The sequence below is a fragment of the Serratia sp. HNCC26DJ206 genome (genome assembly GCF_057180605.1).
In genome coordinates this window covers 73,423-97,760 of record NZ_JBXUGP010000012.1, presented here as the reverse complement: position 1 = coordinate 97,760, position 24,338 = coordinate 73,423, and the positions used below count along the sequence as shown (strand labels likewise).

The 24,338-nt window shown below is 55.3% G+C and carries 18 protein-coding genes; 6 read left to right on the top strand and 12 right to left on the bottom strand.

Translation table 11 applies throughout. The features are described 5' to 3' along the window. Nucleotides 1–69: 69 nt before the first annotated feature. The 4 genes from glgC to asd form a co-directional block, all read right to left on the bottom strand. Complete coding sequence (glgC, locus tag AC2A1E_RS10165; RefSeq protein ID WP_473189494.1) at nucleotides 70–1,347, bottom strand: glucose-1-phosphate adenylyltransferase; 1,278 nt, start codon at nucleotides 1,345–1,347, stop codon at nucleotides 70–72. Nucleotides 1,348–1,359: 12 nt separating this feature from the next. Then, on the bottom strand, nucleotides 1,360–3,351 hold the full coding sequence (gene glgX, locus AC2A1E_RS10160; protein WP_484383634.1) for a glycogen debranching protein GlgX: 1,992 nt from the start codon (nucleotides 3,349–3,351) through the stop codon (nucleotides 1,360–1,362). Next, a complete protein-coding gene (gene glgB, locus AC2A1E_RS10155) occupies nucleotides 3,348–5,534 on the bottom strand; it encodes a 1,4-alpha-glucan branching enzyme (RefSeq protein WP_484383633.1) in 2,187 nt (728 codons plus the stop codon). The genes glgX and glgB overlap by 4 nt, the downstream gene beginning before the upstream one ends. Nucleotides 5,535–6,060: 526 nt before the next feature. Then, on the bottom strand, nucleotides 6,061–7,164 hold the full coding sequence (gene asd / locus AC2A1E_RS10150) for an aspartate-semialdehyde dehydrogenase (RefSeq protein ID WP_459400447.1): 1,104 nt from the start codon (nucleotides 7,162–7,164) through the stop codon (nucleotides 6,061–6,063). A gap of 350 nt (nucleotides 7,165–7,514) precedes the next feature. On the opposite strand from asd, the gene AC2A1E_RS10145 reads away from it, so the two are divergent. Beyond that, nucleotides 7,515–8,108, top strand: a complete 594-nt coding sequence (locus AC2A1E_RS10145; RefSeq protein ID WP_459402891.1) for a YhgN family NAAT transporter — start codon at nucleotides 7,515–7,517, stop codon at nucleotides 8,106–8,108. A 186-nt stretch (nucleotides 8,109–8,294) separates the two neighbouring features. Here AC2A1E_RS10145 and gntT read toward each other — a convergent pair whose 3' ends face one another. After that, nucleotides 8,295–9,611, bottom strand: coding sequence for a gluconate transporter (gntT, locus tag AC2A1E_RS10140; RefSeq protein WP_459400448.1), 1,317 nt, complete (start codon nucleotides 9,609–9,611; stop codon nucleotides 8,295–8,297). Between the two features lie 262 nt (nucleotides 9,612–9,873). Between gntT and AC2A1E_RS10135 the strand changes: the two genes are divergently transcribed. Beyond that, a complete protein-coding gene (locus AC2A1E_RS10135) occupies nucleotides 9,874–10,380 on the top strand; it encodes a gluconokinase (RefSeq protein ID WP_459400449.1) in 507 nt (168 codons plus the stop codon). Between the two features lie 31 nt (nucleotides 10,381–10,411). Here AC2A1E_RS10135 and gntR read toward each other — a convergent pair whose 3' ends face one another. Next, entirely contained in the window at nucleotides 10,412–11,407 is a 996-nt protein-coding gene (gntR, locus tag AC2A1E_RS10130) for a gluconate operon transcriptional repressor GntR (protein WP_484383632.1), read from the bottom strand. Nucleotides 11,408–11,529: 122 nt separating this feature from the next. After that, a complete protein-coding gene (locus tag AC2A1E_RS10125) occupies nucleotides 11,530–12,225 on the bottom strand; it encodes a pirin family protein (protein WP_484383631.1) in 696 nt (231 codons plus the stop codon). Between the two features lie 389 nt (nucleotides 12,226–12,614). Between AC2A1E_RS10125 and AC2A1E_RS10120 the strand changes: the two genes are divergently transcribed. Next, nucleotides 12,615–13,112: a GNAT family N-acetyltransferase gene (locus tag AC2A1E_RS10120; RefSeq protein WP_484383630.1), complete on the top strand. Its 498-nt coding sequence runs from the start codon at nucleotides 12,615–12,617 to the stop codon at nucleotides 13,110–13,112. 36 nt (nucleotides 13,113–13,148) lie between these two features. Here AC2A1E_RS10120 and iolE read toward each other — a convergent pair whose 3' ends face one another. From iolE to iolD, 3 genes are read right to left on the bottom strand one after another with little or no spacing between them, the layout of a single operon-like run. Beyond that, nucleotides 13,149–14,045, bottom strand: a complete 897-nt coding sequence (iolE, locus tag AC2A1E_RS10115) for a myo-inosose-2 dehydratase (protein WP_484383629.1) — start codon at nucleotides 14,043–14,045, stop codon at nucleotides 13,149–13,151. Between the two features lie 45 nt (nucleotides 14,046–14,090). After that, the gene (gene iolG, locus AC2A1E_RS10110) at nucleotides 14,091–15,104 is read right to left on the bottom strand and encodes a bifunctional inositol 2-dehydrogenase/D-chiro-inositol 1-dehydrogenase (RefSeq protein WP_484383628.1); all 1,014 of its coding nucleotides are present in this window, start codon (nucleotides 15,102–15,104) and stop codon (nucleotides 14,091–14,093) included. A gap of 45 nt (nucleotides 15,105–15,149) precedes the next feature. After that, the gene (gene iolD, locus AC2A1E_RS10105) at nucleotides 15,150–17,090 is read right to left on the bottom strand and encodes a 3D-(3,5/4)-trihydroxycyclohexane-1,2-dione acylhydrolase (decyclizing) (RefSeq protein WP_484383627.1); all 1,941 of its coding nucleotides are present in this window, start codon (nucleotides 17,088–17,090) and stop codon (nucleotides 15,150–15,152) included. 500 nt (nucleotides 17,091–17,590) lie between these two features. Between iolD and AC2A1E_RS10100 the strand changes: the two genes are divergently transcribed. Beyond that, on the top strand, nucleotides 17,591–19,531 hold the full coding sequence (locus AC2A1E_RS10100; RefSeq protein ID WP_484383626.1) for a bifunctional 5-dehydro-2-deoxygluconokinase/5-dehydro-2-deoxyphosphogluconate aldolase: 1,941 nt from the start codon (nucleotides 17,591–17,593) through the stop codon (nucleotides 19,529–19,531). Nucleotides 19,532–19,870: 339 nt separating this feature from the next. Beyond that, entirely contained in the window at nucleotides 19,871–20,707 is an 837-nt protein-coding gene (locus tag AC2A1E_RS10095) for a MurR/RpiR family transcriptional regulator (RefSeq protein ID WP_484383625.1), read from the top strand. A 41-nt stretch (nucleotides 20,708–20,748) separates the two neighbouring features. On the opposite strand, the gene iolB is transcribed toward AC2A1E_RS10095, so the two are convergent. Continuing rightward, the gene (gene iolB / locus AC2A1E_RS10090; RefSeq protein WP_484383624.1) at nucleotides 20,749–21,564 is read right to left on the bottom strand and encodes a 5-deoxy-glucuronate isomerase; all 816 of its coding nucleotides are present in this window, start codon (nucleotides 21,562–21,564) and stop codon (nucleotides 20,749–20,751) included. A 15-nt stretch (nucleotides 21,565–21,579) separates the two neighbouring features. Next, the gene (locus AC2A1E_RS10085; RefSeq protein ID WP_484383623.1) at nucleotides 21,580–23,085 is read right to left on the bottom strand and encodes a CoA-acylating methylmalonate-semialdehyde dehydrogenase; all 1,506 of its coding nucleotides are present in this window, start codon (nucleotides 23,083–23,085) and stop codon (nucleotides 21,580–21,582) included. A 325-nt stretch (nucleotides 23,086–23,410) separates the two neighbouring features. Here AC2A1E_RS10085 and AC2A1E_RS10080 point away from each other — a divergent pair, with 325 nt between their 5' ends. Then, nucleotides 23,411–24,247, top strand: a complete 837-nt coding sequence (locus AC2A1E_RS10080; RefSeq protein ID WP_484383622.1) for a TIM barrel protein — start codon at nucleotides 23,411–23,413, stop codon at nucleotides 24,245–24,247. Nucleotides 24,248–24,338 lie beyond the last annotated feature (91 nt).

Genomic DNA, 24,338 nt, shown 5'->3' with positions numbered 1-24,338 from the left:
CTGAAATTCGGCAAAAACTTCTTTGCAGAGATAGAGGGCGCAGCGAGCGCCCACGGGTTCAGCCAATGCCTACAGCTTTGACAGCATTTCGCGCGTCACCAGTACAATGCCTTCTTCTGAACGATAAAAACGTCTGCTGTCATCTTCAGCGTTCTCGCCAATCACCATCCCTTCCGGAATTTGGCAGGCACGGTCGACAATGCAGCGACGCAGGCGGCAAGAGCGGCCAACGTTCACATCAGGCAGTAATACTGAAGAGTCAATAGTACAGAAAGAGTTCACTCGCGCACGCGAGAACAGCACCGAATGGACAACCACCGAACCGGAAACAATACAGCCGCCAGCCACCAGCGAGTTCATGGTCATACCGTGGCTGCCAGAACGGTCCTGCACAAACTTGGCAGGCGGCAATGGTTCCATATAGGTGCGAATTGGCCAGGCGCGATCGTACATATCCAGCTCCGGCGTTACCGATGCTAGATCAAGGTTAGCACGCCAATAGGCATCCAGCGTCCCGACATCACGCCAATACGGCGGTGCATCCGGGCTGGAAGTCACGCAGGACATGGTGAACGGATGCGCCCAGGCTTCCCCTTGTGCGGTGATTTTCGGGATCAGATCCTTGCCGAAATCGTTGGTGGAATCCGGCGTCGCCATATCCTCTTCCAGTAAGCGGAACAGATATTTGGCATTGAAGACGTAAATCCCCATGCTGGCCAACGCCATCTCCGGATTACCCGGCATGGCGGGTGGATTTTCCGGCTTCTCAAGAAACTCCAGGATCTGGTCGTTATCGGCCACCTTCATCACGCCAAACTCGCTGGCCTGGCTGATCGGCACCGGAATACAGGCCACCGTACACTGCGCCCCTTTCTCCACGTGGTCGATCAGCATGCGCGAGTAATCCATTTTATAAATATGGTCACCGGCCAGGATCACCACGTATTCCGCATCGTAACGGCGGATAATATCCAGGTTCTGGTACACCGCATCGGCGGTGCCTTTGTACCAGTGATCGGAACTCTGGCGCTGCTGGGCAGGCAGCAGATCGACAAACTCATTCATCTCTTCATTGAGGAACGACCAGCCACGCTGAATATGTTGCACCAGCGTGTGGGAATGATATTGGGTAATCACGCCCATCCGGCGGATCCCCGAATTCAGACAGTTCGACATGGCAAAATCAATGATGCGAAACTTCCCGCCAAAGTGCACGGCCGGTTTGGCACGGGTAGAGGTCAAATCTTTCAAACGCGAGCCACGACCACCAGCCAATATCAGGGCAACGGTTTTATTCGGCAATTGGCGCGCTAACATCAGGGGGTCTTTACTCTCAAACCTAACCATAGCTGACTCCTTTTAATTTTTCTTTTCTGCCAGCACGCAAAGAGAATGCGCAGCCTGGCACCAGGCGGGTAACTCCGCCTGAGAATCTTCTTCCTGCGTAAAGGGGGCGACAACCTGCCAATCCCCATCAGGTAACGTCATCTCAACGTCTTGCGGCGTGGCATTGATCACCAGCAGCCAACGTTGCGACAGGCGGATCTGTAACAGCCGATCGCCCTGTTCCCACTCCTGTGCGCTGAGCGGTTGCCCATGCACATTCAGCCACTGCACGCTGCCGTCTCCCTCTTGCCACCAGCAATCTTGCTGCAAAGCAGGGATTTGCTGGCGCAGGCGGATCAGCGCGGCGGTGTATGCGGTGAGGGAATCATCCGCCTTGGCCCAGTTGAGCCAAGTGGTTTCGTTATCCTGACAATAGGCATTGTTGTTGCCTTGCTGGCTGTGTCCATGTTCATCGCCGGCCAGCAACATCGGCGTTCCCTGAGCCAGCAGCAACGTGGCAAGAAGCGCCCGCTGACTGACCCTACGGTGTTGCACGATGGCGTCGTCAGCAACTGGGCCTTCAACACCGTGGTTGTAGCTAAAGTTGTGGTCACTGCCATCACGGTTTCCTTCGCCGTTCGGCTGGTTGTGCTTCTGGTTGAAACTCACTACATCCTGCAGGGTAAATCCGTCGTGGGCCGCCAGCATATTGATGCTGGCATAAGGCGCGCGCCCACGTTGGTTGAACACATCGCTGGAGGCAGCAAAACGCCGGGCGAACTGACCGAGTGACAGATGCCCTTGCAGCCAGAAGCTACGGATATCATCACGGAAATGGTCATTCCATTCGGCAAAACGGCCGGGAAACGCCCCAACCTGATAGCCGCCGGAACCAATGTCCCAAGGTTCGGCAATCAGTTTGCAGCGCCCCAGCGTGTCGTCCGCCAGCATCGCCTGAAACAGCGGTGCATCGCGGTCAAACGCCGGTGTACGGCCTAACACGGTGCCAAGATCAAAACGGAAACCGTCAACATGGCACTCACGTACCCAAAAACGCAGGCAATCCATCACCCACGCCACTCCTGCTGGCTGATCCAACCGCAGCGTATTGCCACAGCCGGTGGCGTTAACGTAGTCGCCATCGGGTTCAAGCCAGTAATAACTCGGATTATCGATGCCGCGCAGTGACAGCGTCGGCCCGTCGAGATCCAATTCTGCGCTGTGGTTGAACACCACATCGAGAATCACTTCAATGCCTGCCTTATGCAGCGCCTTCACCGCATCGCGAAACTCGCGCAACGGCGTCATCTCGGTTCTCAGGCTGGAATAGCGATTATCCGGCGCATAGGGCGCCAGTACGTTGTAGCCCCAGTAGTTGATCAGCCCCAGGCGCTGCAAACGCGGTTCCGTGGTGTGCTGCTGTACCGGCAACAGCTCAAGCGCAGTAATCCCCAGCCGCTTGAAGTAGGCGATCATCACCGGGTGCCCGAGGGCGGCGAAGCTGCCGCGCAATACCGGCGGGATTTCCGGATGCAGCAACGTCAAGCCACGCACGTGGGCTTCGTAGAGCACCGTTTTGCGCCACGGCGTTGCCGGTGGGCGATCGTCTTCCCAGTCGTAACGTTCATCGATCACGATGCATTTCGGCATCAGCGACGCGCTGTCCTGCGGATCCGGCTGGTCATAACCGCCATGCAGATGCAGGTGATCGGCCACCGGCCCTTCCACCGCGCGGGCGGCAGGGTCGAGCAGCAGCTTGTTGGGGTTAAACCGCAGCCCTCGCTGCGGTTCGAACGGACCATGCACCCGGAAACCATAACGCAACCCCGGCTCGCCACCCGGCAAATAACCATGCCAGATGTCACCGCTGCGTGCCGGTAACGGCAAACGTGTTTCCCGCAGCTCGGCGTCGAACAGGCATAGTTCCACCTGCGTGGCGTGGGCAGAAAACAGCGTAAAGTTGATGCCATTACCGTCGTAATAAGCCCCTAAAGGCGCAGCGAGGCCGGGGGTCAGTGCAATCATTGCACCTCCCGCAACAAATACACTGTTGCCAACGGCGGCACCATGATGCTGATCGAATGCTCACGGCCATGACTGCCGATCGACTCTGAAATCACCCGCCCCTGATTACCGGCATTACTGCCGTGATAATGGTGCGAATCGGTATTGAGGATTTCACGGTATTCACCGGGGCGGGAAATACCGATGCGGTAATGATGACGCGGCACCGGGGTAAAGTTACTGATGGCAATCAGTTCATTGCCGTGCGAGTCGTAACGCGCAAAAGCAAACACCGAGTTTTCATGATCATCCACCACCAACCACTCAAAACCACCGGCTTGATAATCACGCTCATACAGCGGCGCATGGTTCTGGTAACAGTGGTTGAGATCGCGCACCAGGCGCTGTACACCGTTGTGCCAACTATCCGTCCCTTCCAGCAGGTGCCAATCAAGGCTGGTATCGAAATTCCACTCCCGGCCCTGAGCAAACTCGCAGCCCATAAACAGCAGTTTTTTGCCCGGATGTGCCCACATGAAGCCGTAATACGCCCGCAGGTTAGCGAATTTTTGCCACGCATCGCCCGGCATACGGTCCAGAATAGAACGTTTACCGTGCACCACTTCATCGTGCGATATCGGTAACACAAAGTTCTCGGTGTGGGAGTAGAGCATGCCGAACGTCATCATGTTGTGATGATATTTACGGTGTACCGGATCGCATTTCATGTAATCCAGCGTGTCGTGCATCCAGCCCAGATCCCATTTGTAATGGAACCCTAAACCGTTGGCCTCCGGTGGCAGCGTCACCCCCGGATAGTCAGTAGACTCTTCCGCCAGCGTCACTGCACCTGGCCGCTCTTTGCCCAACGTCTGGTTGGTGTAGCGCAGGAAGGAGATAGCCTCCAGGTTTTCATTGCCGCCGTAGTAGTTCGGCACCCACTCGCCGTCGGCACGGCTGTAATCGCGGTAGATCATCGAAGCGACAGCATCCACACGCAGCCCATCGATACCAAAACGTTCCAACCAATAAAACGCATTGCCCGCCAAATAGTTACGCACTTCGTGGCGGCCATAGTTGTAGATCAGGGTATTCCAGTCTTGATGGAACCCTTCGCGCGGATCGGCATACTCATACAGCGCCGTGCCGTCGAAGTTCGCTAACCCGTGAGCATCACTTGGGAAATGCCCCGGCACCCAGTCAAGAATCACGTTGATCCCGGCTTCGTGCGCCGCAGCCACAAAGGCTTTGAACTCCGCAGGAGTCCCGAAACGGCGCGTCGGCGCATACAGCCCTAATGGCTGATACCCCCAACTGCCGTCAAACGGATGCTCGTTGATCGGCAGCAGTTCAAGATGGGTGAAGCCCATCTCTTTGACGTAAGGAATCAGCTGTTCGGCCAGTTCCTGGTAACTGAGCCAGAAATTGTTATCGGTATGACGCCGCCATGAGCCAAGGTGCACTTCGTAAATTGAAATGGGGCGATCAAAATCATTAGCCCGCTGCCGCTCGGGGGTATTTTCCACCACGGCTGGCAGCGGCGTAATCAGCGACGCCGTATCCGGCCGCATCTGCGCTTCAAAAGCATAAGGATCGGCTTTCAGTTGGACATTGCCGTAGCAGTCAATGATCTCGTATTTATACAGTTGCCCGGCCTTGACGCCCGGCAGGAACAGTTCCCAAATCCCATTTTCTCTGCGCAGGCGCATTGGGTGGCGTCGGCCATCCCAGAAGTTAAACTCGCCAACCACAGAAACGCGCTGTGCATTCGGTGCCCACACGGCAAAGCTGACACCTTCTACGCTATCGAGTTCGCCGGGGTGAGCCCCCAGTCGTTCATAGGGTCGCAGATGAGTGCCCTCGGCCAGCAGCCAACTGTCGATATCCTGCAACAGAGTGCCAAAACGGTAAGGGTCTTCGATAATTTGCTGGTGATCGCGCCAACTGGCTTCCAGCTGATAACGGAAAGGGGTTTTACGGCGCGGTACGATGGCACTGAAAAAGCCGCGCGCATCGTCACAATTGAGCTGAACCACACGGTTGCCGGTTTTGCTCTCCACCAGCCACACGGAACCCGCATCCGGTAATAGAGCGCAAATTTGCAACCCGCGCTCTGTAACATGCATACCCAGCAGGGCAAAAGGATCGGCGTAGTGGCCGGAAATTATCTGATTGATCACGTCACGATCGGGAAGTACAGGCATGGCATTCTTCCTTAGATTAAGAGCATGACTCTTAAGGGGCTACACCTAACAGCAGCCATTGTGTCTATCATGCAATTCATTCAGAACCTAAAGCGTGATTTCGGTCGGTTATTGATTAATTTGCATCCTTCAAAGCCGAAATACCGCTCTTTATGTCTACTTTTCAGACAAATACTCACCGTTAATCGGTATGAATTCGTCAGCCTAACAAGCATAGCCAAAGTCTGTAGAAGCATTGATGATTACAAAGGAAAATTTTGCATTGGAAAAACGACAGATCTGGCAGCCTGTTTGCGCTGCAACCGGCTTTGTGACACGCATGTTACGGCAGTGTTTCATTCCCTCTTTCAGCGATTTTCCATCTCCCTTCGCGCCAGAAACGATAAAAGGTGGGTTGCGTACACAGAGAACAGAGAGTGTTGAAAACAAGGTGTTAAAGGGCCGAAAGAGACCAGCCCTCAGGAAGTTCAGCTTATCCCGCTGGACCTCAGGCTACAATGCATCCTGAGGTCTGTTGGGCAGAGGTTTACAGCAGAATACGCAACATGCGGCGCAGCGGTTCAGCAGCACCCCACAGCAACTGATCGCCGACGGTGAACGCGGAGAGATATTCCGGCCCCATATTCAGCTTGCGCAGACGGCCGACCGGCGTGTTCAGCGTACCGGTCACCGCCGCAGGCGTCAGTTCACGCATGGTCAGTTCGCGGTCGTTCGGGATCACGCGCACCCAGTCGTTGTGCGTTGCCAGCATCTGTTCGATTTCCGCCAGCGGCACATCTTTTTTCAGCTTCAGGGTGAATGCCTGGCTGTGGCAGCGCAGCGCACCGACGCGGACACACAGACCGTCAACAGGAATAATCGCCGAGGTATTGAGGATCTTGTTGGTTTCCGCCTGGCCTTTCCACTCTTCGCGGCTCTGGCCATTATCCAACTGTTTGTCGATCCACGGGATCAGGCTGCCAGCCAAAGGCACGCCAAAGTTATCGGTCGGCAACTTGCCGGAACGGGTGGCTTCAGTGACCTTACGCTCAATGTCCAGAATGGCCGAAGCCGGGCTTTGCAGCTCTTTAGCTACGTCGGCGTGCAGCATGCCCATTTGCATCAGCAGTTCACGCATATGACGTGCGCCACCGCCGGATGCCGCCTGATAGGTGGCTACCGACGCCCACTCCACCAGGTTGTTGGCAAACAGGCCACCCAGTGACATCAGCATCAGGCTGACCGTGCAATTCCCCCCGACAAAGGTCTTGATACCTTTATTCAGCCCTTCCTGGATCACGTCGTGGTTCACCGGGTCAAGGATGATAATGGCATCATCTTTCATGCGCAGAGAGGAGGCGGCGTCGATCCAGTAACCTTTCCAACCGGTTGCACGCAGCTTTGGATAGATTTCGTTGGTGTAATCACCGCCCTGGCAGGTGATAATAATGTCGAGTGCGCTTAGCGCCTCAACATCATACGCATCTTGCAGCGTACCCTGTTGGCCGCCGAAAACCGGGGCGGCAGCGCCGTGCTGCGAGGTGGTAAAGAATACCGGGCGAATGGCGTCAAAATCGCGCTCTTCTGTCATGCGTTGCATAAGTACAGAGCCGACCATACCGCGCCAACCGATGAAACCAACGTTTTTCATAATTTACAGTCCTGCCTTGGGGATAAACGACCATGTCGTAATAAGTGGTGAATAATATCTATACCCAAAATACTTGGAGTTGCAGGTAGACGGCAACAGAGCGAATCCCGATGAGCTTACTCAAGTAAGTGATTCGGGTGAGCGAAGGCAGCCAACACCCCTGCAACTTCAAGTATGAAGGGTATACCCACCTTACAAAATGTCGGCGCAGGCGCAAAGTGAATTTATTCGATGGCTGAGCGATTCTCAGCAATGCTTCTTATATATCTGCCATTCTTCTAAGAGATGGGGATGTAGAGACCAGGGTGTTGCCCGAGTCACCGGCGCATTTTTCAGATTTTGAGGTAATGATGACAGAGATGATTTCGGCCACGGTGCTGCTGTTTTTAATCATGGATCCGCTGGGTAACCTGCCGATTTTTATGTCGGTGCTCAAGCACCTGGAGCCCCGTCGCCGCCGGGTGGTGCTGATCCGCGAACTGCTGATCGCCTTGCTGCTGATGCTGGTCTTTCTGTTTGCCGGTGAGCGTATTCTGGCGTTTCTCAACTTGCGCACCGAAACCGTATCGATCTCCGGCGGGATTATCCTGTTCCTGATTGCCATCAAGATGATTTTCCCGTCTCAGGAAGGTAACAGTACCGGCCTTTCTGCCGGTGAAGAGCCGTTCCTGGTGCCGCTTGCCATTCCGCTGGTGGCCGGGCCGTCGATTCTGGCGGCGCTGATGCTGCTTTCGCATCAGTATCCTAACCAGTTGTCGCACCTGGTGGTGGCGCTGTTGATTGCCTGGGGGTTGTCGGCGGCGATCCTGCTGATGTCGAGCCTGTTCCTGCGCCTGCTGGGCAGCAAAGGGGTGAACGCGCTGGAAAGGTTGATGGGGCTGATTCTGGTGATGCTCTCCACCCAAATGTTCCTGGATGGCATCCGAGCCTATATGAAACTGTAACCACGCTAGGGCGCTGCTGCGCCCTCAGACTGCTGACAAAGCCGGTTATTAGGGGGAGCGTGCCGAAGGGGTCGTAACGGCGTAAGCCGTCGAAGTGCCCCTCGGTGCGCTAGACCCGGGTATCTCGGGCTAGAAGTCGACGTTGTCATCAACCTCAGGGCGCTGCTGCGCCCTAGCGTTAAAGCGTTAAATCACCATCGCCAACAGCAGGCAGCCGATCAGGCCGCAGACTGAGATGATAGTTTCCAGCACCGACCAGGACTTGATGGTTTCCATAATGGTCAGGTTGAAGTACTCCTTGAACAGCCAGAAGCCTGGGTCGTTAACGTGTGAGAAGATCACGCTGCCTGAACCCACGGCGATCACCATCAGCTCCGGGCTGACCCCGGTGGTAGCGATCAACGGTGCAACGATACCGCCTGCGGTAATCGCCGCGACGGTGGCAGAACCCAGCGCAATACGCAGTATCGCCGCAATTGACCAGGCCATCAGGATCGGCGAAACGCCGCTGCTCTGCATCATGCTGGCAATGTACTTATCCACCCCGCTGTCCACCAGCACCTGCTTGAACGCACCGCCACCGCCGATGATCAACAGCATCATGGCAATGATTTTGATGGATTCCGTCACGGTTGCCATCACTTCATCCATGCTGCGGCCACGGTTCAGGCCGAAGGTGAAGATCGCGATCAACACCGCAATCAGCGTTGCCATCACCGGATCGCCGAAGAACTCAGCATAAGGCAGAACGGCATGGCCTTTTGGCAGCACCATTTCCGCTACCGCACGCAGTGCCATCAGGATCACCGGCACCAGCGAGGTTGCTACGCTGACGGCAAAGCCAGGCATCTCTTCTTCGGTAAAGGTTTTCGGGTTGTACAAGCCTTCAGGGATCGGTTTGTCGATGCCTTTCAGGAAGCGGGCATACACCGGGCCCGCCAGGATCACGGTTGGGATCGCCAGCAAGGTACCGAACAGCAGGGTTTTACCCATGTCCGCATGGAAAATGGTGGCGATAGCGGTTGGGCCAGGGTGCGGCGGCAGGAAACCGTGGGTTACGGACAGCGCCGCAGCCATTGGCACACCCACATACAGCAGCGGAATACGCGCAGAAGCGGCGATGGTGAACACCAGCGGCAGCAACAACACGAAACCCACTTCATAGAATAGCGCGAAGCCGACGGTAAAACCGGTGAGCACAATCGCCCATTGAATATGCTGTTTGCCGAATTTGTCGATCAGAGTGGTAGCGATGCGCTGTGCTCCGCCGCAGTCCGCCAACAGTTTGCCGAGCATGGCACCAAAGCCCATGATCAGCGCCAACCCCCCCAACGTACCGCCAACGCCGGCCTTGATGGAACCAATCACCTTATCCACCGGCATGCCCTGCATGATCCCAACCGCTAGCGCGACCAGAATCAGCGAGATAAAGCCGTTCAGTTTAAAGCGGATCATCAGCAGCAGTAGCATGGCTACGCCGACTGCAACAATCACTAATGGCATAATTTTTCTCCAACTCTTTTATCACTTAGCCTCTTCGCAAAACGGCAGCGAAAAAGGGTGCTTGGTTTTAGTTTTACGGCCCTTTCCTGGTGTTACTGGGCCGCTTGAGTGCGATTGAGTACAGACGACTATCCCTGGCTCTAACCCTTTGTGATGACAATCACATCTCCATTTGTTACCCGTATCATGATACCGGTAACATGGTAAGATTCGAAACCATCAACCAAGGCAAAATTCTTATTCTGAGATAGAGATCAAACTTATGGCGGGAAAAAGCATCATCCTGATGGGCGTCTCCGGTAGCGGCAAATCCACGATTGGCGCGGCTGTCGCACGGGAAATCCAGGCAAAATTCATTGATGGCGACGATCTGCATCCGCGCGCCAATATCCAGAAGATGGCCAGCGGGCAACCGTTGAATGACGATGACCGTGTTCCTTGGTTGCAGCGTCTTAATGATGCGGCGTACAGCCTGAATCACAAAAATGAAAATGGGATCATCGTCTGCTCCGCGCTGAAGCGCCGCTACCGCGATCTGCTGCGCAAAGACAACGAAAACATGGTGTTTATCTACCTGAAAGGCAGCTTCGATGTGATTCTGGCACGCCTGAAGGCGCGTTCCGGGCACTTTATGCCGACCGATCTGCTGAAAAGCCAGTTTGACGCTTTGGAAGAACCCACGGCCGATGAGAAAGATGTGATCTGCATTGATATCGATACCGATATCGAAGGCGTGGTCAGCCGTTGCGTGGCCGAACTGCAGAAATAAATGGGCTGAGGGCGCAGATATGCGCCCTGCTTCAGATACTGCCGCCGGGGATCACGGTGAAACCGACGTCAACCATGCGTGGGCCAACTATTTCACCCCGCAAGCGGGCCAGCAGGCGTTCCGCGCCGATCTGCCCCATGCGCTCACGCGGCGTCAGCACGCTCGCCAGCTTCGGCACCATTACCTGGCCAATATCGTGGCCGTGGAAACCGGCAATCGCCATATCCTGCGGGATCGAAAGCCCCTGACGCTGGCATTCAAACGCCGCGCCGATCGCCAAATCATCGTTGGTGCAAAAGATACTGTCGATCTGCGGGTAAGCGCGCTGTGCCTCGAGCAACAGTTCGCCACCGGCAGAATAGGAAGAAGAGCGCGCGGTCATGACGCTGTGCGGCTCAAGGCCGGATTCACGCATCGCCTGCTCATAGCCCTGCTGTTTGATCAGAGTACGCTCATCCTGGCGCGCGCCGAGATACACCACGTGGCGATGGCCGCGCGCGATAATTTGCTGCGTCATCTGGCGGGCGGCCTCAAAGTTGTTGAACCCCACAGCCAGATCGATGCACGGCGATACACAGTCCATCAACTCGACCACCGGGATCCCGGCGACTTCGATCATCTTCAAGGTGCGCGGAGTGTGGTTACGCTCGGACAGGATCAGCCCGTCAATGTTGTAAGACAGCAAAGACGTCAGGCGTTCTTCTTCACGCTCCGGCAGATAGCCATAGTGCGCCAGCATGGTCTGATAATTATGCGCATCGGTCACGCTCTCGATGCCACGCAGCACTTCGGCGAACACCTGGTTGGTCAGCGACGGCAGCAGCACGCCGATTGCACGGCTGGTGGCATTGGAAAGAATATCCGGGGCACGGTTGGGGATGTAGCCAAGATCGTCCAGCGCGATCGCAATCTTCTGCTGTAAAGCCGCAGAAACCTGATCGGGGTTACGCAAATAGCGGCTCACCGTCATCTTGGTGACGCCAACCTGATCTGCGACATCTTGGAGCACCGGCCGTTTTTTCTTCATTATCAATGAACTGGCTTACCGTGAATGGGCGGCCATTCTAGCAAAAAAAACGGCAGGCCGATATTGTTGCTTCTGTGGCCTGCGGGCAAGAAAAAGGGGCCAACACGCTGGCCCCTGCTCCATCATACCGGTGGCAGATCGAACAACAGTATCTCGCTGTCTTCGTCGGCATGAATCGATAGTGCGACTTCATCCCACACGGCCAGCGCATCGCTGGTACCCGCCTTGTGACCATTGATGGTGACATTACCGCGCACCACCTGGATCCAGACTCGGCGTTCAGCCTGAATCGGGTAGACCGACTGCTCATCTTTTTTCAGCGCCCAGCGCGACAGCGTCATATCCTGGAACACTTTCAGCGAGCCTTCGCGGGCATCCGGCGACAGTACCAGTTGGCGACCCTGCGGTGCGTCAAACCTACGTTGCTCATAGCGTGGCGTCAGCCCAACCTGATCCGGGATAATCCAGATCTGATAAAGATGCAACGGCCGATCGCTATTGGCGTTGTACTCAGAGTGACGCACCCCGGTACCAGCACTCATAATCTGAAACTCACCGGCATGGATCTGTTCTTTATTACCCATGCTGTCCTGATGCTCCACCGTACCGCTCAGGATATAGGTGAGGATCTCCATATCTTTATGGGGATGGGTACCAAAACCCTGACCGGCGTCGATCACATCTTCATTGATCACCCGCAATGCCGAGAACCCCATAAAATCAGGATCATAGTAGTCAGCAAATGAGAAACTGTGCCAGCTATCCAGCCAACCATGATTGGCATGACCGCGATCTTCTGCTTTACGTAAATAAATCATCTTCAACTCTCCTCAACGTTTTCTACAGTCTAGTCCTGGCGGCAGAATAAGAAAGCGTAAAAATCTCACCCCTCTCTTCAAAAAATCAGATGGAGTTTTCAACCGAGTTGCAAATAAGTTGGCCAAGTTAGCAGACGAGGAAATTTGGGCAAAAAAAAGCCAGCACCCGAGCTGGCTAAGTAAACATTGGAAGCAATGTGAGCAATGTCGTGCCTTCAAGCGACAGTATCAAAGGTTGATGCTTTCCCCTGAATGCACGCTAATAATAATCATTATCATTCGCACTTGTAAAGCGTTTTTTTGAACAGTTGACAAGAATATTGACTCCCTAGGGTAAACAGATAATTTTAGAGGTTATTCAATAAGGTAAACTCACAGGAGAAGCAATAATGAGCGAGATTGTGGTTCGTCACGTAGAAGATAAAGATGCCGAAGCATTGCATCAACTGTTCTCGCACCCCGCCGTTTACCGTGACACGCTACAACTGCCGCTACCGTCAAAAGCCCACTGGCAACAACGCATTGCCGAGGTGAAACCCGGGACTTACAGCCTGGTGGCCTGTATTAATGAGCAGGTGGTCGGCCAACTGACGGTGGAACTCATCCAACGCATCCGCCGCCGCCATGTGGCCACTTTTGGTCTCTGCGTCGATGCTAATTACCACGGCAAAGGCATTGGCAGCGCGCTGATGAAGGCGATGATCGATATTTGCGACAACTGGGGTGCCATCGAACGCATTGAGCTGACGGTATTCACCGACAATCAGAGCGCAATCGCGCTGTATCGCAAATTCGGTTTCGAGATTGAAGGCACCAGCCGCCGCTTTGCCTTCCGCGACGGCGAACTGGTTGATGCCTACCATATGGCACGGTTACGTTCAGTTTGAGATCACCACGGGGCGCGATGATGCGCCCCGCCCTGCTCAAAGCCCCGCAGTTTCGCGCAGATAGCGCCGCGCTTTCACCGCGTATTCAAACGGGTTGGCGATCGCCGGATCCTGCTCGGCTTCGACCACCATCCAACCTCGATAACCACCTTCGTCCAACAGTTTAAACACCGGGCGGAAATCGATCACGCCGTCGCCCGGCACGGTAAAGGTGCCTTTCTTCACGCCATCGAGGAAGCTCAGCCTGTTGGCTTTCACTGCTGCAACCACCTCATCACGTACGTCTTTCAAATGCACATGGTTGATACGCGGCAGGTATTTTTCCAGGATCGCCAACATCGCGCTTTGGCTGCCTTCGGAATAGTAGGCGTGCCCGGTATCAAACAGCAGGTAAACATCGTCATTCACCATACTCATATAACGGTCGATCTCTTCCGCCGTCTGAATGCCGGTGCCCATATGGTGATGCAGGCACACCTGCATGCCTTTACTGGCAGCAATTTTCGCCAGTTCGTTATAGCCAGCAGCGATGCGTTGCCACTCAGCGTCGCTGAAATAGGGTTTCTCTTCAAACACCCCTTTGCTGGTGCCCTGAATGCTACGGCTTTGTTCGGAACAACCAATCACTTTCGCACCCATGGCATGCAGGAAGTTCATATGATTCACAAATTCATCAATGGTTTTCTCCTTCAAACCATCGGCAAAGAAGGTGCTGAACCAGGCATTGCAGACTTGGATACCACGAATATCCAGCATCGGTTTCAGCACTTTTGGGTCGCGCGGGTATTTGCTGCCCACTTCACAACCGATGAACCCCGCCAGCGCCATTTCGCTGATGCACTGCTGGAAGGTGTTTTCTTGCCCTAACTCGGGCAGATCGTCATTGGTCCAGCCAATCGGGGCGATGGCTAACTTCACATGTTCTTGATTCATTTTCAGCCTCGGTAATCGGTTAATGCCCACCACTTATGGCCCTATTTATTTACCGTAAAAATCAGGGCGGGCAGGCAGCCGGATCGGCACAATTTCGCCGCTGATCTGTGCGGCAATACAGGCATCGGCAGCAACCGCTGCGGCATAGCCATCCCAGGCGGAAGGGCCGGTCAGTTTGCCGGTTTGCACGTCGTTGATAAAAGCTTGCAGCTCAACGTCATAGGCGTCGATAAAGCGCTCTTTCCAGTCGGTCAGAATTTCGGTGGAAAGCTTAGCCCCGCTGCGCATTTGCACCGCAGAGGGTTCCGGTAATTTGGCAATACCGGTTTCACCGACGACTTCGCACTGAATATCGTAGCCGTACTGGCAGTTCACAAAGATTTCCACATCGATGCGGGTGCCTTTGGCCGTTTCAAGCAGCACAATCTGCGGATCCTTAAGGTGTGAATAGGCTTTGGAGGACTTGCGTGGGAACACCACCTGCACAGAGACGTAATCATCGTCCAGCAGCCAGCGCAGCACGTCGATCTCGTGGATCAGGGTATCGGTAATCGCCATATCCGTGGTGTAGGCCTCGCCGACCGTCGGGTTACGATGCGCACAATGCAACATTAAGGGTTCACCAATCTGGCCGCTGGTCAGCACCTGCTTTAGCGCACGGTAGCCTTGATCGTAAGGGCGCATAAAACCGACCTGCACCAGCCGCTTGCCCTGTTTGGCTTCGGCTTCGACGATGTTTTTACAGCCCTGTGCGGTGACCGCCAGCGGCTTCTCGCAGAACACCGGTTTACCCGCCGCAATCGCCGCCAGCACAAACTCTTCATGGCTTGGGCCCCATGAAGTGACCAACACCGCCTGTACATCGGCGGCGCGGATCAGATCGTGGCCGTTGTCGTACACCTGCGCATCCAGTTTCAACTCACTGACCACTTTGGCCGCGCTGTCACGGTTAATATCATTCACCGCTACAATCCGGCTGCCTTGCAGCACTTTGCTGCAACGGCGAATATGATCTCTGCCGATGGCTCCGGTACCAATCACCCCAATATTCAATGTCATTCTCGCTCTCCTCGCATATGTACGGCAGATGTAATGTCTGGCAATTCAGTAGTCGCGGGCTTTATCAATGTTCTCTTGCTGCTGGCGAACCGCTGCGGCGATTTTTTCACTTTCGGCCACCTGGGCACCGCCCACGCGCCACCAGCTGAGATAGTTGTGCACCATGGTTTTGGGCAGCACTTTAATATCCAGCAGGGTAGAAACCTGTTGCTTACGCGCATCCGCCAGCGCGTCGATCAGTTGCTGCTCGTTGGTAACGCTATAGGTTTTGCAGCCGTAGGCCGCCGCCAGCATGGCGAAGTTGACCGGCACCAATTCGCCATCCAACTTGCCGCCCTGCGGGTTACGGAAGCGGAATTCGGTGGTGTAGCTGCCCATGCCGTTGCCCATTTGTAGATTGTTGATGCAGCCGTTGGTCATGTTATCGAACAGCAGCACGTTGATTTTGCAGCCTTCCTGGATCGAGGTGACCAGTTCGGAATGCAGCATCATGAACGCGCCGTCACCCACCATGGCATACACTTCACGCTGTGGTTCGGCGAGCTTGACGCCCAGCGCGGCGTTAACTTCGTAACCCATACAGGAGTAACCGTATTCCACGTGATAACCGTGCTCACTGCGGTTCTGCCAGACGCGCTGTAGGTCGCCCGGCAGGCTACCGGCAGCGGCCACGATGATGCCGTCCGGCGGCAGGTGCTGATTCAACACGCCAAGCACCCGGCTTTGGGTCAGTACGGAGTCGGTTTTTTCGATAAATTCGGCGAAGACGCGTTCATGATCGAGGGCGTCGTCGATTTCTGGCACAAAATCGGCACCGGTATAGGCTGCCTGATAGACGCGCCGGGTTTCCTGCTGCTGCTCGCTGAGTGCACTACGGATGGCATCGCCCCAGCCGGAACGATAATCCGCCTGTGCCAGTGGCTTGCTCAGGGCATCCAGCGCCTCGCGGGCGTCTGCCAGCACCTGCACCGCATCCAGTTTGCCAGCATCAAACGCGCTGACGTTGATATTGAGGAAGGCCACCTGCGGGTGCTGGAACAGCCACTTGGATGAGGTGGTGAAATCGCTATAACGGGTGCCGACGCCAATCACCACATCAGCCTGTTTTGCCAGCATGTTGGCTGCCAGGCAGCCGGTTTCGCCGATCCCCCCCAGGTTATAAGGGTGGTCTGAAGGTATGGTGCCCTTCCCGGCCTGGGTTTCTGCAAACGGAATATGAAACTGCTCAGCAAACTGCTTCAGCGCCTGCCCGGCTTGGGAGTACTTTGCGCCACCGCCGCAGATTAACAGCGGTTTGTGCTTGCCTTTCAGCAATGCCAGCGCATCAGCCAGCATACCTGCGGTTGCCGGGCGACGATCGAGACGATGCACCCGTTTCTGGAAGAAGTAATCCGGGTAGTCGTAGGCTTCACCCTGCACGTCCTGCGGTAAACACAGCGTAACGGCACCGGTTTCGGCCGGATCGGTGAGCACCCGCATGGCATTGATGCAGGCGCTCATCAGTTGCTCTGGGCGCACGATGCGATCCCAATATTTGCTGACGGCGCGGAAAGCGTCGTTAGTGCTGATGCTGAGATCGTAAGACTGTTCAATCTGCTGCAATACCGGGTCCGGCTGACGCGAGGCAAACACATCGCCCGGCAGCAGCAGTAGCGGAATACGATTGGCCGTGGCGGTGGCCGCAGCGGTGATCATATTGGCCGCTCCGGGGCCGACGGACGAGGTGCAGGCATAGATCTGACGCCGCAGTTTCTGTTTGGCAAAGCCGGTAGCAGCATGCGCCATGCCCTGCTCGTTGCGCCCCTGATGCACCCGCAGATCGCCACAATCCTGCTCCAATGCCTGCCCCAGACCGAGCACGTTACCGTGGCCAAAGATCGCAAAAATGCCTTTGACGAACTTGGTTTCTACGCCGTCTGCCAACAGGTACTGGTTATCGAGAAATCTGACCAGCGCCTGCGCCATGGTTAACCTGATCTTCCCCATTTACTCACCCTTTCGATTCGTTATCCGTAGGTGCCCTGCAACGGGATGCCATGCTCGGGCCTGAGAAACCGTGTGATATCGAACAATCTGAAACGCCACCGATTATAAACAAATATATTTTCCATAAAATTTAATAACAGAAAAAATATTTCATTTTGCGATAAGGATCGCAGAACCAATGAATCAGAAAGCCTATTTATAGTTGTAATTCATAAGGTTATTAATTTTCTTTATCGTGAGGATGCAAAAAACGCCAATCTATTACCACCAAATTGTCAAGCAACCCCCGTCAGGCTTGAGCTTGTTCAGCGCTCGCCGTAGGCCAGCAATAGCGCGGTCTAGCTGCCGCTCCGCCCGGTTTTACGCCATTATCAGCCATCTCATATTTTCGGGGTTTAAATTTCATTCAACATTGAAATTGAAATTTTTATTCCTCATAATTTACTCATCGCTTTGACCGGATCGCAGTCGGGTTTCGCTTAATACAGAAGGAAACGGGTATGGCTACACAACACAAGCAGCTTGATGTCATCTGCCTGGGGCGCATCGCTGTCGATTTCTATGCGCAACAAATTGGCGCTCGCCTGGAAGATGCCAGCACCTTTGCCAAATACCTTGGCGGCTCGTCCGGCAACGTGGCATACGGTACGGCGATCCAGGGGCTCAGGTCCGGCATGCTGGCCCGCGTGGGGGATGAGCACATGGGCCGTTTCCTGCGTGAAGAGCTACAGCGCGTCGGGGCCGATACGCAATACCTGATCACCGACCCACAGCGCCTGACCGGGTTGGTGATCCTCGGCATCAAGGATCAGGAAACCTTCCCGCTGATTTTTTACCGCGAAAACTGCGCCGATATGGCCCTAACGCCCGAAGATATCGATGAAAACTACATCGCCTCATCCAGAGCGCTGGCGATCACCGGCACCCACCTTTCGCACCCCAATACCCGTGCGGCGGTGCTGAAAGCACTGGAATATGCGCGCCGCTATGGGTTGCGCACCGCGCTGGACATCGATTACCGCCCGGTGCTGTGGGGGCTGACCTCGCTGGGGGACGGTGAAACCCGCTTTGTCGAATCAGAAAAAGTCACCCGCGAACTGCAAGAGGTGCTGCATCATTTCGATCTGATCGTCGGTACCGAAGAAGAGTTCCATATTGCCGGTGGCAGCACCGATACGCTGACTGCCCTGCAAAACGTGCGTAAAACCACCCAGGCAACGCTGGTGTGCAAACGTGGCGCACAGGGTTGTTCGGTCTTTGAAGGAGCGATCGTCGAGGATTGGCAGCAGGTGAAACTGCACTCCGGCGTGCGGGTTGAGGTGCTCAACGTGCTGGGCGCAGGGGATGCTTTTATGTCCGGCCTGTTGCGCGGCTACCTGAATGACGAAGGTTGGGATCAGGCCTGCCGCTACGCCAATGCCTGCGGAGCGCTGGTGGTGTCGCGCCATGGCTGCGCACCGGCGATGCCCACCAAGCGGGAACTGGATGACTATTTGCAGCGTGAACAGCAGGTGCCACGCCCGGATCGCGATGCACGCCTGAACCATCTGCACCGGGTGACCACGCGTAAACAGCAATGGCCCGAGCTGTGTGTGTTTGCCTTCGATCACCGTAAGCAACTGGCGGATATGGCACATCAAGCGGGCGTTGACCAAGATCGCATTCCCCGTTTGAAAACCCTGCTGTTGGCCGCGGCTCAGGCAGCGGCGGCAGAAGGCGGCCTTAAGGGCAACAGCGGCATTCTGGCAGATACCACCTACGGCCAGACGGTGCTGAATGACATCACCGGCCAAGGCTGGTGGATTGGCCGCCCGGTTGAGCAGCCAGGCTCGCGCCCATTGCGGCTGGAGCACGGTAATATCGGCTCACAGTTACTCGATTGGCCGCAGGAACATGTGGTGAAATGCCTGGTGTTCTATCATCCGCAAGATGCGGCGGAGCTGCGCCGTGAACAGGATGAATGGATTACCGAGGTGTATCGCGGCTGCTGCAAATCCGGCCACGAACTGTTGCTTGAGGTGATTTTGCCGGAAAACAGCGCAGACAAAGACCAGCGCCACTATCTGACCATGCTGGAACATTTCTACCGCTTGGGGATCAAACCCGACTGGTGGAAACTGCCCCCGCTGAGCGCCGCCAACTGGCAAGAGGTGGGCGCACTGATTGAGGCTCAGGATCCGTTCTGCCGTGGGGTGCTTATTCTGGGGCTGGATGCGCCGGAAGCCACGCTGCAAGCGGGCTTTGCCGCCGCCGCAGACGCCCGCTGGGTGAAAGGGTTTGCGGTTGGCCGCACCATCTTTGGCCCCCCTTCCCGTCTCTGGCTACAGGGGGAGATCGACGATGCCGCCTTAATCGAACAGGTGAAACAGAAATACCTGAGGTTGATCGACCTATGGCGGCAGTATCGCCCACAGCCTGAGGAAAAAACGGCTCTTCGCTAAACCTGACAACAATTGAGGGCTAGGATGAGGGGAGTTTCACCGAACTAAAGCTGCTCACCCGGCCCTCTGCCACAGGGAGAGGGGGCGAAACTTTCAGCATTGTGCCGAAAAATCAGGCACTTTTTGGCATAACAGACCGGCATTACCTCATTTCCCCTTAAGGTGCTTTTCGCCGCTTTAAGGGGATTTTTTGCCGATTTTCTGTGAGGCAACGCAGCTTGCGATGGAATAAATCGCTTTTTGATGAAATGAAATTTCCGCTCCATCTGTTAGAATGGCCTGCCGATAATTCAGGCGTATACATCGATACGCTTCCTCCCCCTACTGCGAGCCGAATGGATGAATAACCCAACTCAACTTTCGCTGTTACAAGATGAGATCCGTCGCCGTTATGAAACGCTCAGCAAGCGTTTAAAACAGGTGGCGCGCTATATTCTGGATAACAGTAATAGCATTGCTTTCGATACCGTTGCTTCCATCGCCGCACAGGCCAGTGTCCCGCCGTCTACCCTGATTCGTTTCGCCAGCGCCTTTGGTTTTAACGGCTTTAACGAAATGAAACAGGTTTTTCGCCAGCACCTGATGGAAGAAACGGTTAACTATACCGAACGCGCACGGCTGTTCCGCCAAACCTCTTCCGATGACAGCGTCGCGCCAGAAAAACCCGCTGAAATCCTCAACGTCTTCACCATGGTTAATTCGCAGGCGCTGCAACAGCTTGCGATGCAAACCAGCGCCGAACAGTTGGATCGGGCGGTAGAGTTGTTGAACAACGCGGAAAATATCTATGTGATTGGCCTGCGCCGCTCGTTCAGCGTGGCGTCTTACCTCACCTACGCGCTGCGCCACCTGGAAAGACGCGCATTCCTGATCGACGGATTAGGCGGGATGTTTACCGAACAGCTCAGCATGGTGAAACCCAAAGACGTGGTGATCGCCATCAGCTACTCGCCGTACGCCAAAGAGGCGATCGAACTGGTGGAGTTGGGGGCCAAACAGGGTGCGCTGCAAATCGCCATTACCGACAGCCAGGTCAGCCCGCTGGCCGCCTTCAGCGATGTCTGCTTTGTGGTGCGCGAAGCACAGGTCGATGGGTTCCGCTCGCAGGTGGCCTCGATGTGCCTGGCACAAACGCTGGCGGTATCGCTGGCGCTGAATAACGCTAAGGAGTTGTAGGGGGTTTGGCGCTGCCATGCAGCAGCGCCTTTACTCTATTCCTACAACGAATAACTCTCGCTATTAATCCAGGCGTGATCCTTTTCCCAAGTGAACTTCCACAAGCGCACTGGCCCGGCCATCACGTTGAGATAGTAACTGTCATAACCCGCTAACGTGGCCACCGGGTGATAACCGCGTGGTACTTTCACTACATCACGGTTATAGACTGGCATGCATTCATCCAGCGAACGGTCGTCGGTATACACCCGTTGCAGGCAAAAGCCCTGCTCGGGGTTAAGGCGGTGGTAATAGGTTTCTTCCAGATAGGTTTCATCCGGTGAGTCTTCCCGATCGTGTTTATGGCTCGGGTAGGAACTGGTATTACCCTCATCGGTATAGACTTCGACCACCAGCAGGCTGTCGGCAGGTGCGCTATCGGGCAGGATATTATGCACCAACCGCTGATTACGGCCTTTGCCCCGCCGCTCAACGCCGACGTCCGCCGGTGTGATCAGGCGTGAAGGTAAATGCCCGTTGCCCGGTGCGCTGCATACCGCCAGTTCCAAGTCGCTTTCAGCACGGATTTCTACGCGATCCTGATGCGGAACATACACCGCATAAGGCGGGGTGCGTTCAAACGGGTTCATGCGTTTGCCAATATGCGGATACTCTGCGTGCTGGGTCGCCACCGAGGCAATGCCCGCCACCAGCACCAGGCACAGCTCTTTATCCGCACTGGCCAGTTGCAGCGATTGCCCGGCCTGCAAGCGATAAACCTCAAACCCGACATAACGCCAGCCCGCGTTCTCTGGCGTCACCGCTTGGATGCGCCCCTGTGCATCCGGCGGCTGGCATTTGGCCAGTAATAAAGACATGGATTATCCTCTCAATTACCCCAGCGTGGGCATACTGTATTCAGACAGCGTCTGCTGGCCGGTTGGCCAACGGGCGGTGGTGGTTTTCATGCGGGTATAGAATCGCACGCCGTCGGTGCCATGTACGTTAAGCGCACCGAATACCGAGCGCTTCCAGCCGCCAAAGCTATGAAACGCCATCGGCACTGGTACCGGCACATTGACCCCCACCATTCCGGCCTGCACTTCTTGCACAAATTGGCGGGCATAGTGGCCGTTGCTGGTAAAAATCGCGCTGCCGTTACCGAATTCATGGCTGTTTACCGTGTCGATGGCGGTCTGATAATCCGGTACGCGCACGATGCCCAGCACTGGCCCGAAGATCTCTTCACGGTAGATGCGCATGTTCGGCGTGACGTGGTCGAACAACGTGCCACCCACGTAATACCCCTGCGGATAGCCTGGCACCTGATAATTGCGGCCATCGGCCACCAGCGTGGCCCCCTCTTGCACACCGAGATCGATATACCCCAGCACTTTTTTCTGGTGAGCCGATGAAACCAGCGGCCCCATTTCGTTTTCCTCTCCGCCCTGCTGTATGCCTGGGCCAACACGCAACTGGGCAATCAACGGTTTGAGCCTGGCGACCAGCTTATCGGCGGTGCTATCGCCGACCACCACGGCCACCGGTAGGGCCATACAACGTTCACCGGCAGAGCCGAATGCGCCGCCCATCAGGGCATTCACCGTAGCATCCAGATCGGCATCCGGCATCACGATGGCCTGATTCTTCGCCGCGCCAAACGCCTGCACGCGTTTACCGTGGGCGCTGGCGGTGGTGTAAACATGCTCGGCAACGGTGGACGATCCGACAAAACTTACCGCCTGAATGCGCGGATCGGTACACAGCTGTGAAGCTTCTTCGTTGGGGCAGTGCACCACGTTGAATACCCCGTCCGGCAGCCCGGCCTCTTGCAGCAGTTGCGCCAGGCGCACCGAGGCGGAAGGCACCAGAGCTGGGGGTTTTAGTATGAAAGTGTTGCCGCAAACCAGCGCAATAGGGAACATCCACATCGGCACCATCGCCGGGAAGTTGAACGGGGTGATCCCGGCCACCACGCCCAGTGGCTGCATCAGTGAGAAACTGTCGACGCCGGTTCCTACATCCGCTGAATATTCCCCTTTGATCAGATGCGGAATACCGCAGGCAAACTCCACCACCTCGATCCCGCGCGTCAGTTCACCCTGCGCATCGGAGTAGACCTTGCCGTGTTCGCTGACGATCATCTGCGCCAACTCTTCGCGGTGTTGCTCCAGCAAAGTTTTGAAATTGAACATGATGCGCGCCCGGCGCAGCGGCGTGGTGCGCGACCAATCACTGAATGCCTGATGCGCGACATCAATCGCCTGTTTCACCTCGGCGGCGGTGCTTTGCGTAACGCGGCGTTCAACCTGACCGGTGGCCGGGTTGTGTACGTCCGCGGTTTGGCTACTGCTGCTCAGGCACACCTGCCCGCCAATAAAGTTACCTACAGTTTTCATCTCCCCACCCTCTTTAAGTCCGCGCTGCGACAGACAGGCGAAATCCTGACCATATGCTAAGGACTCTATTTCAATGAAAAATATATTTCAAATAAATTATTTTAGAAAATTTAATTTTAGTGCGGAGCATCGCAAATCTTAGTCATCACTACGGTTAAAGTTCGTTTTACCCGCTAGTGTCTTGCTGATTTCTTGAACCCGATCAAACAATAAAATTTCAAATTTATATAAATATGAAATAAATATTCTTTTTAAAGATTGGATAGAAGCCCGGAGTGCAGCAGCAAGTTGCGTGAATCCCCGTTACATACAGGAGTAAAACAGGATGGTCATTGCCTTAGAACGTTTTTGCATCAACCGTAAGATTGCCCCCAAGCTCAACCTGGAAAGTTTCTTCCGCCTGGTAAAAAGGTGCGGGCTCAACAAGGTTGAGTTGCGCAACGATATGCCGAGCGGCAGCGTCACCGACCATCTGAGCTATGAGCAGACCAACGCGCTAGCGGCCGAATACGGGATTGAGATCGTCACCATCAACGCTCTGGGGCAATTCAACCTGTTGGCAGATAAAGCCGCGCTGTTGGCCAGAACCGAAACCCTATTGGCGCAGGCAAAAACCCTCCACTGCCGGGCAGTGGTGCTGTGCCCTAACTGCAACGCGGGCGATCGCCGCAGCGAGGCGCAAAAGCGCGAAGATACGCTGGAATCACTGCAACTGCTGGCACCGCTGTTCAAGCAATACGATGTTGCGGGTTACGTCGAACCCTTGGGTTTCGGCATCAGTTCTCTGCGCTCTTCGCTACTGACCCAGGCGCTGATCCGCGATTCCGCAGCCCCTTATAAAATGGTGCTGGATACCTTCCATCACTACCTGAGCGAGGTGAGTCAGGCGGACTTCGATACGCAGATTCAGGTCGAGCAAATTGGTCTGGTGCATCTTTCCGGTGTGGAAGATCCGATGAACAAAAGTGCGTTGAGCGATGAGCAACGCATTATGCTGAGTGATAAGGATCGCTTGAAGAGTAAAGCACAGGTGCAGAACCTGGAGCGTTTGGGTTATCGCGGGCTCTATGCTTTCGAACCCTTCTCTTCACAGTTGGATACATGGACGGAACAGGATATTGAACGCGAGATCCGCCAAAGTATTGCGCTGTTACAGGATTGATATGGGCAATTCTGGACTGCAAAGAGACTCTGAACTCGCCATTGGTTCGACCAATGCAACCGTGCAAGTTCAGCGTGATATACAATTTAGT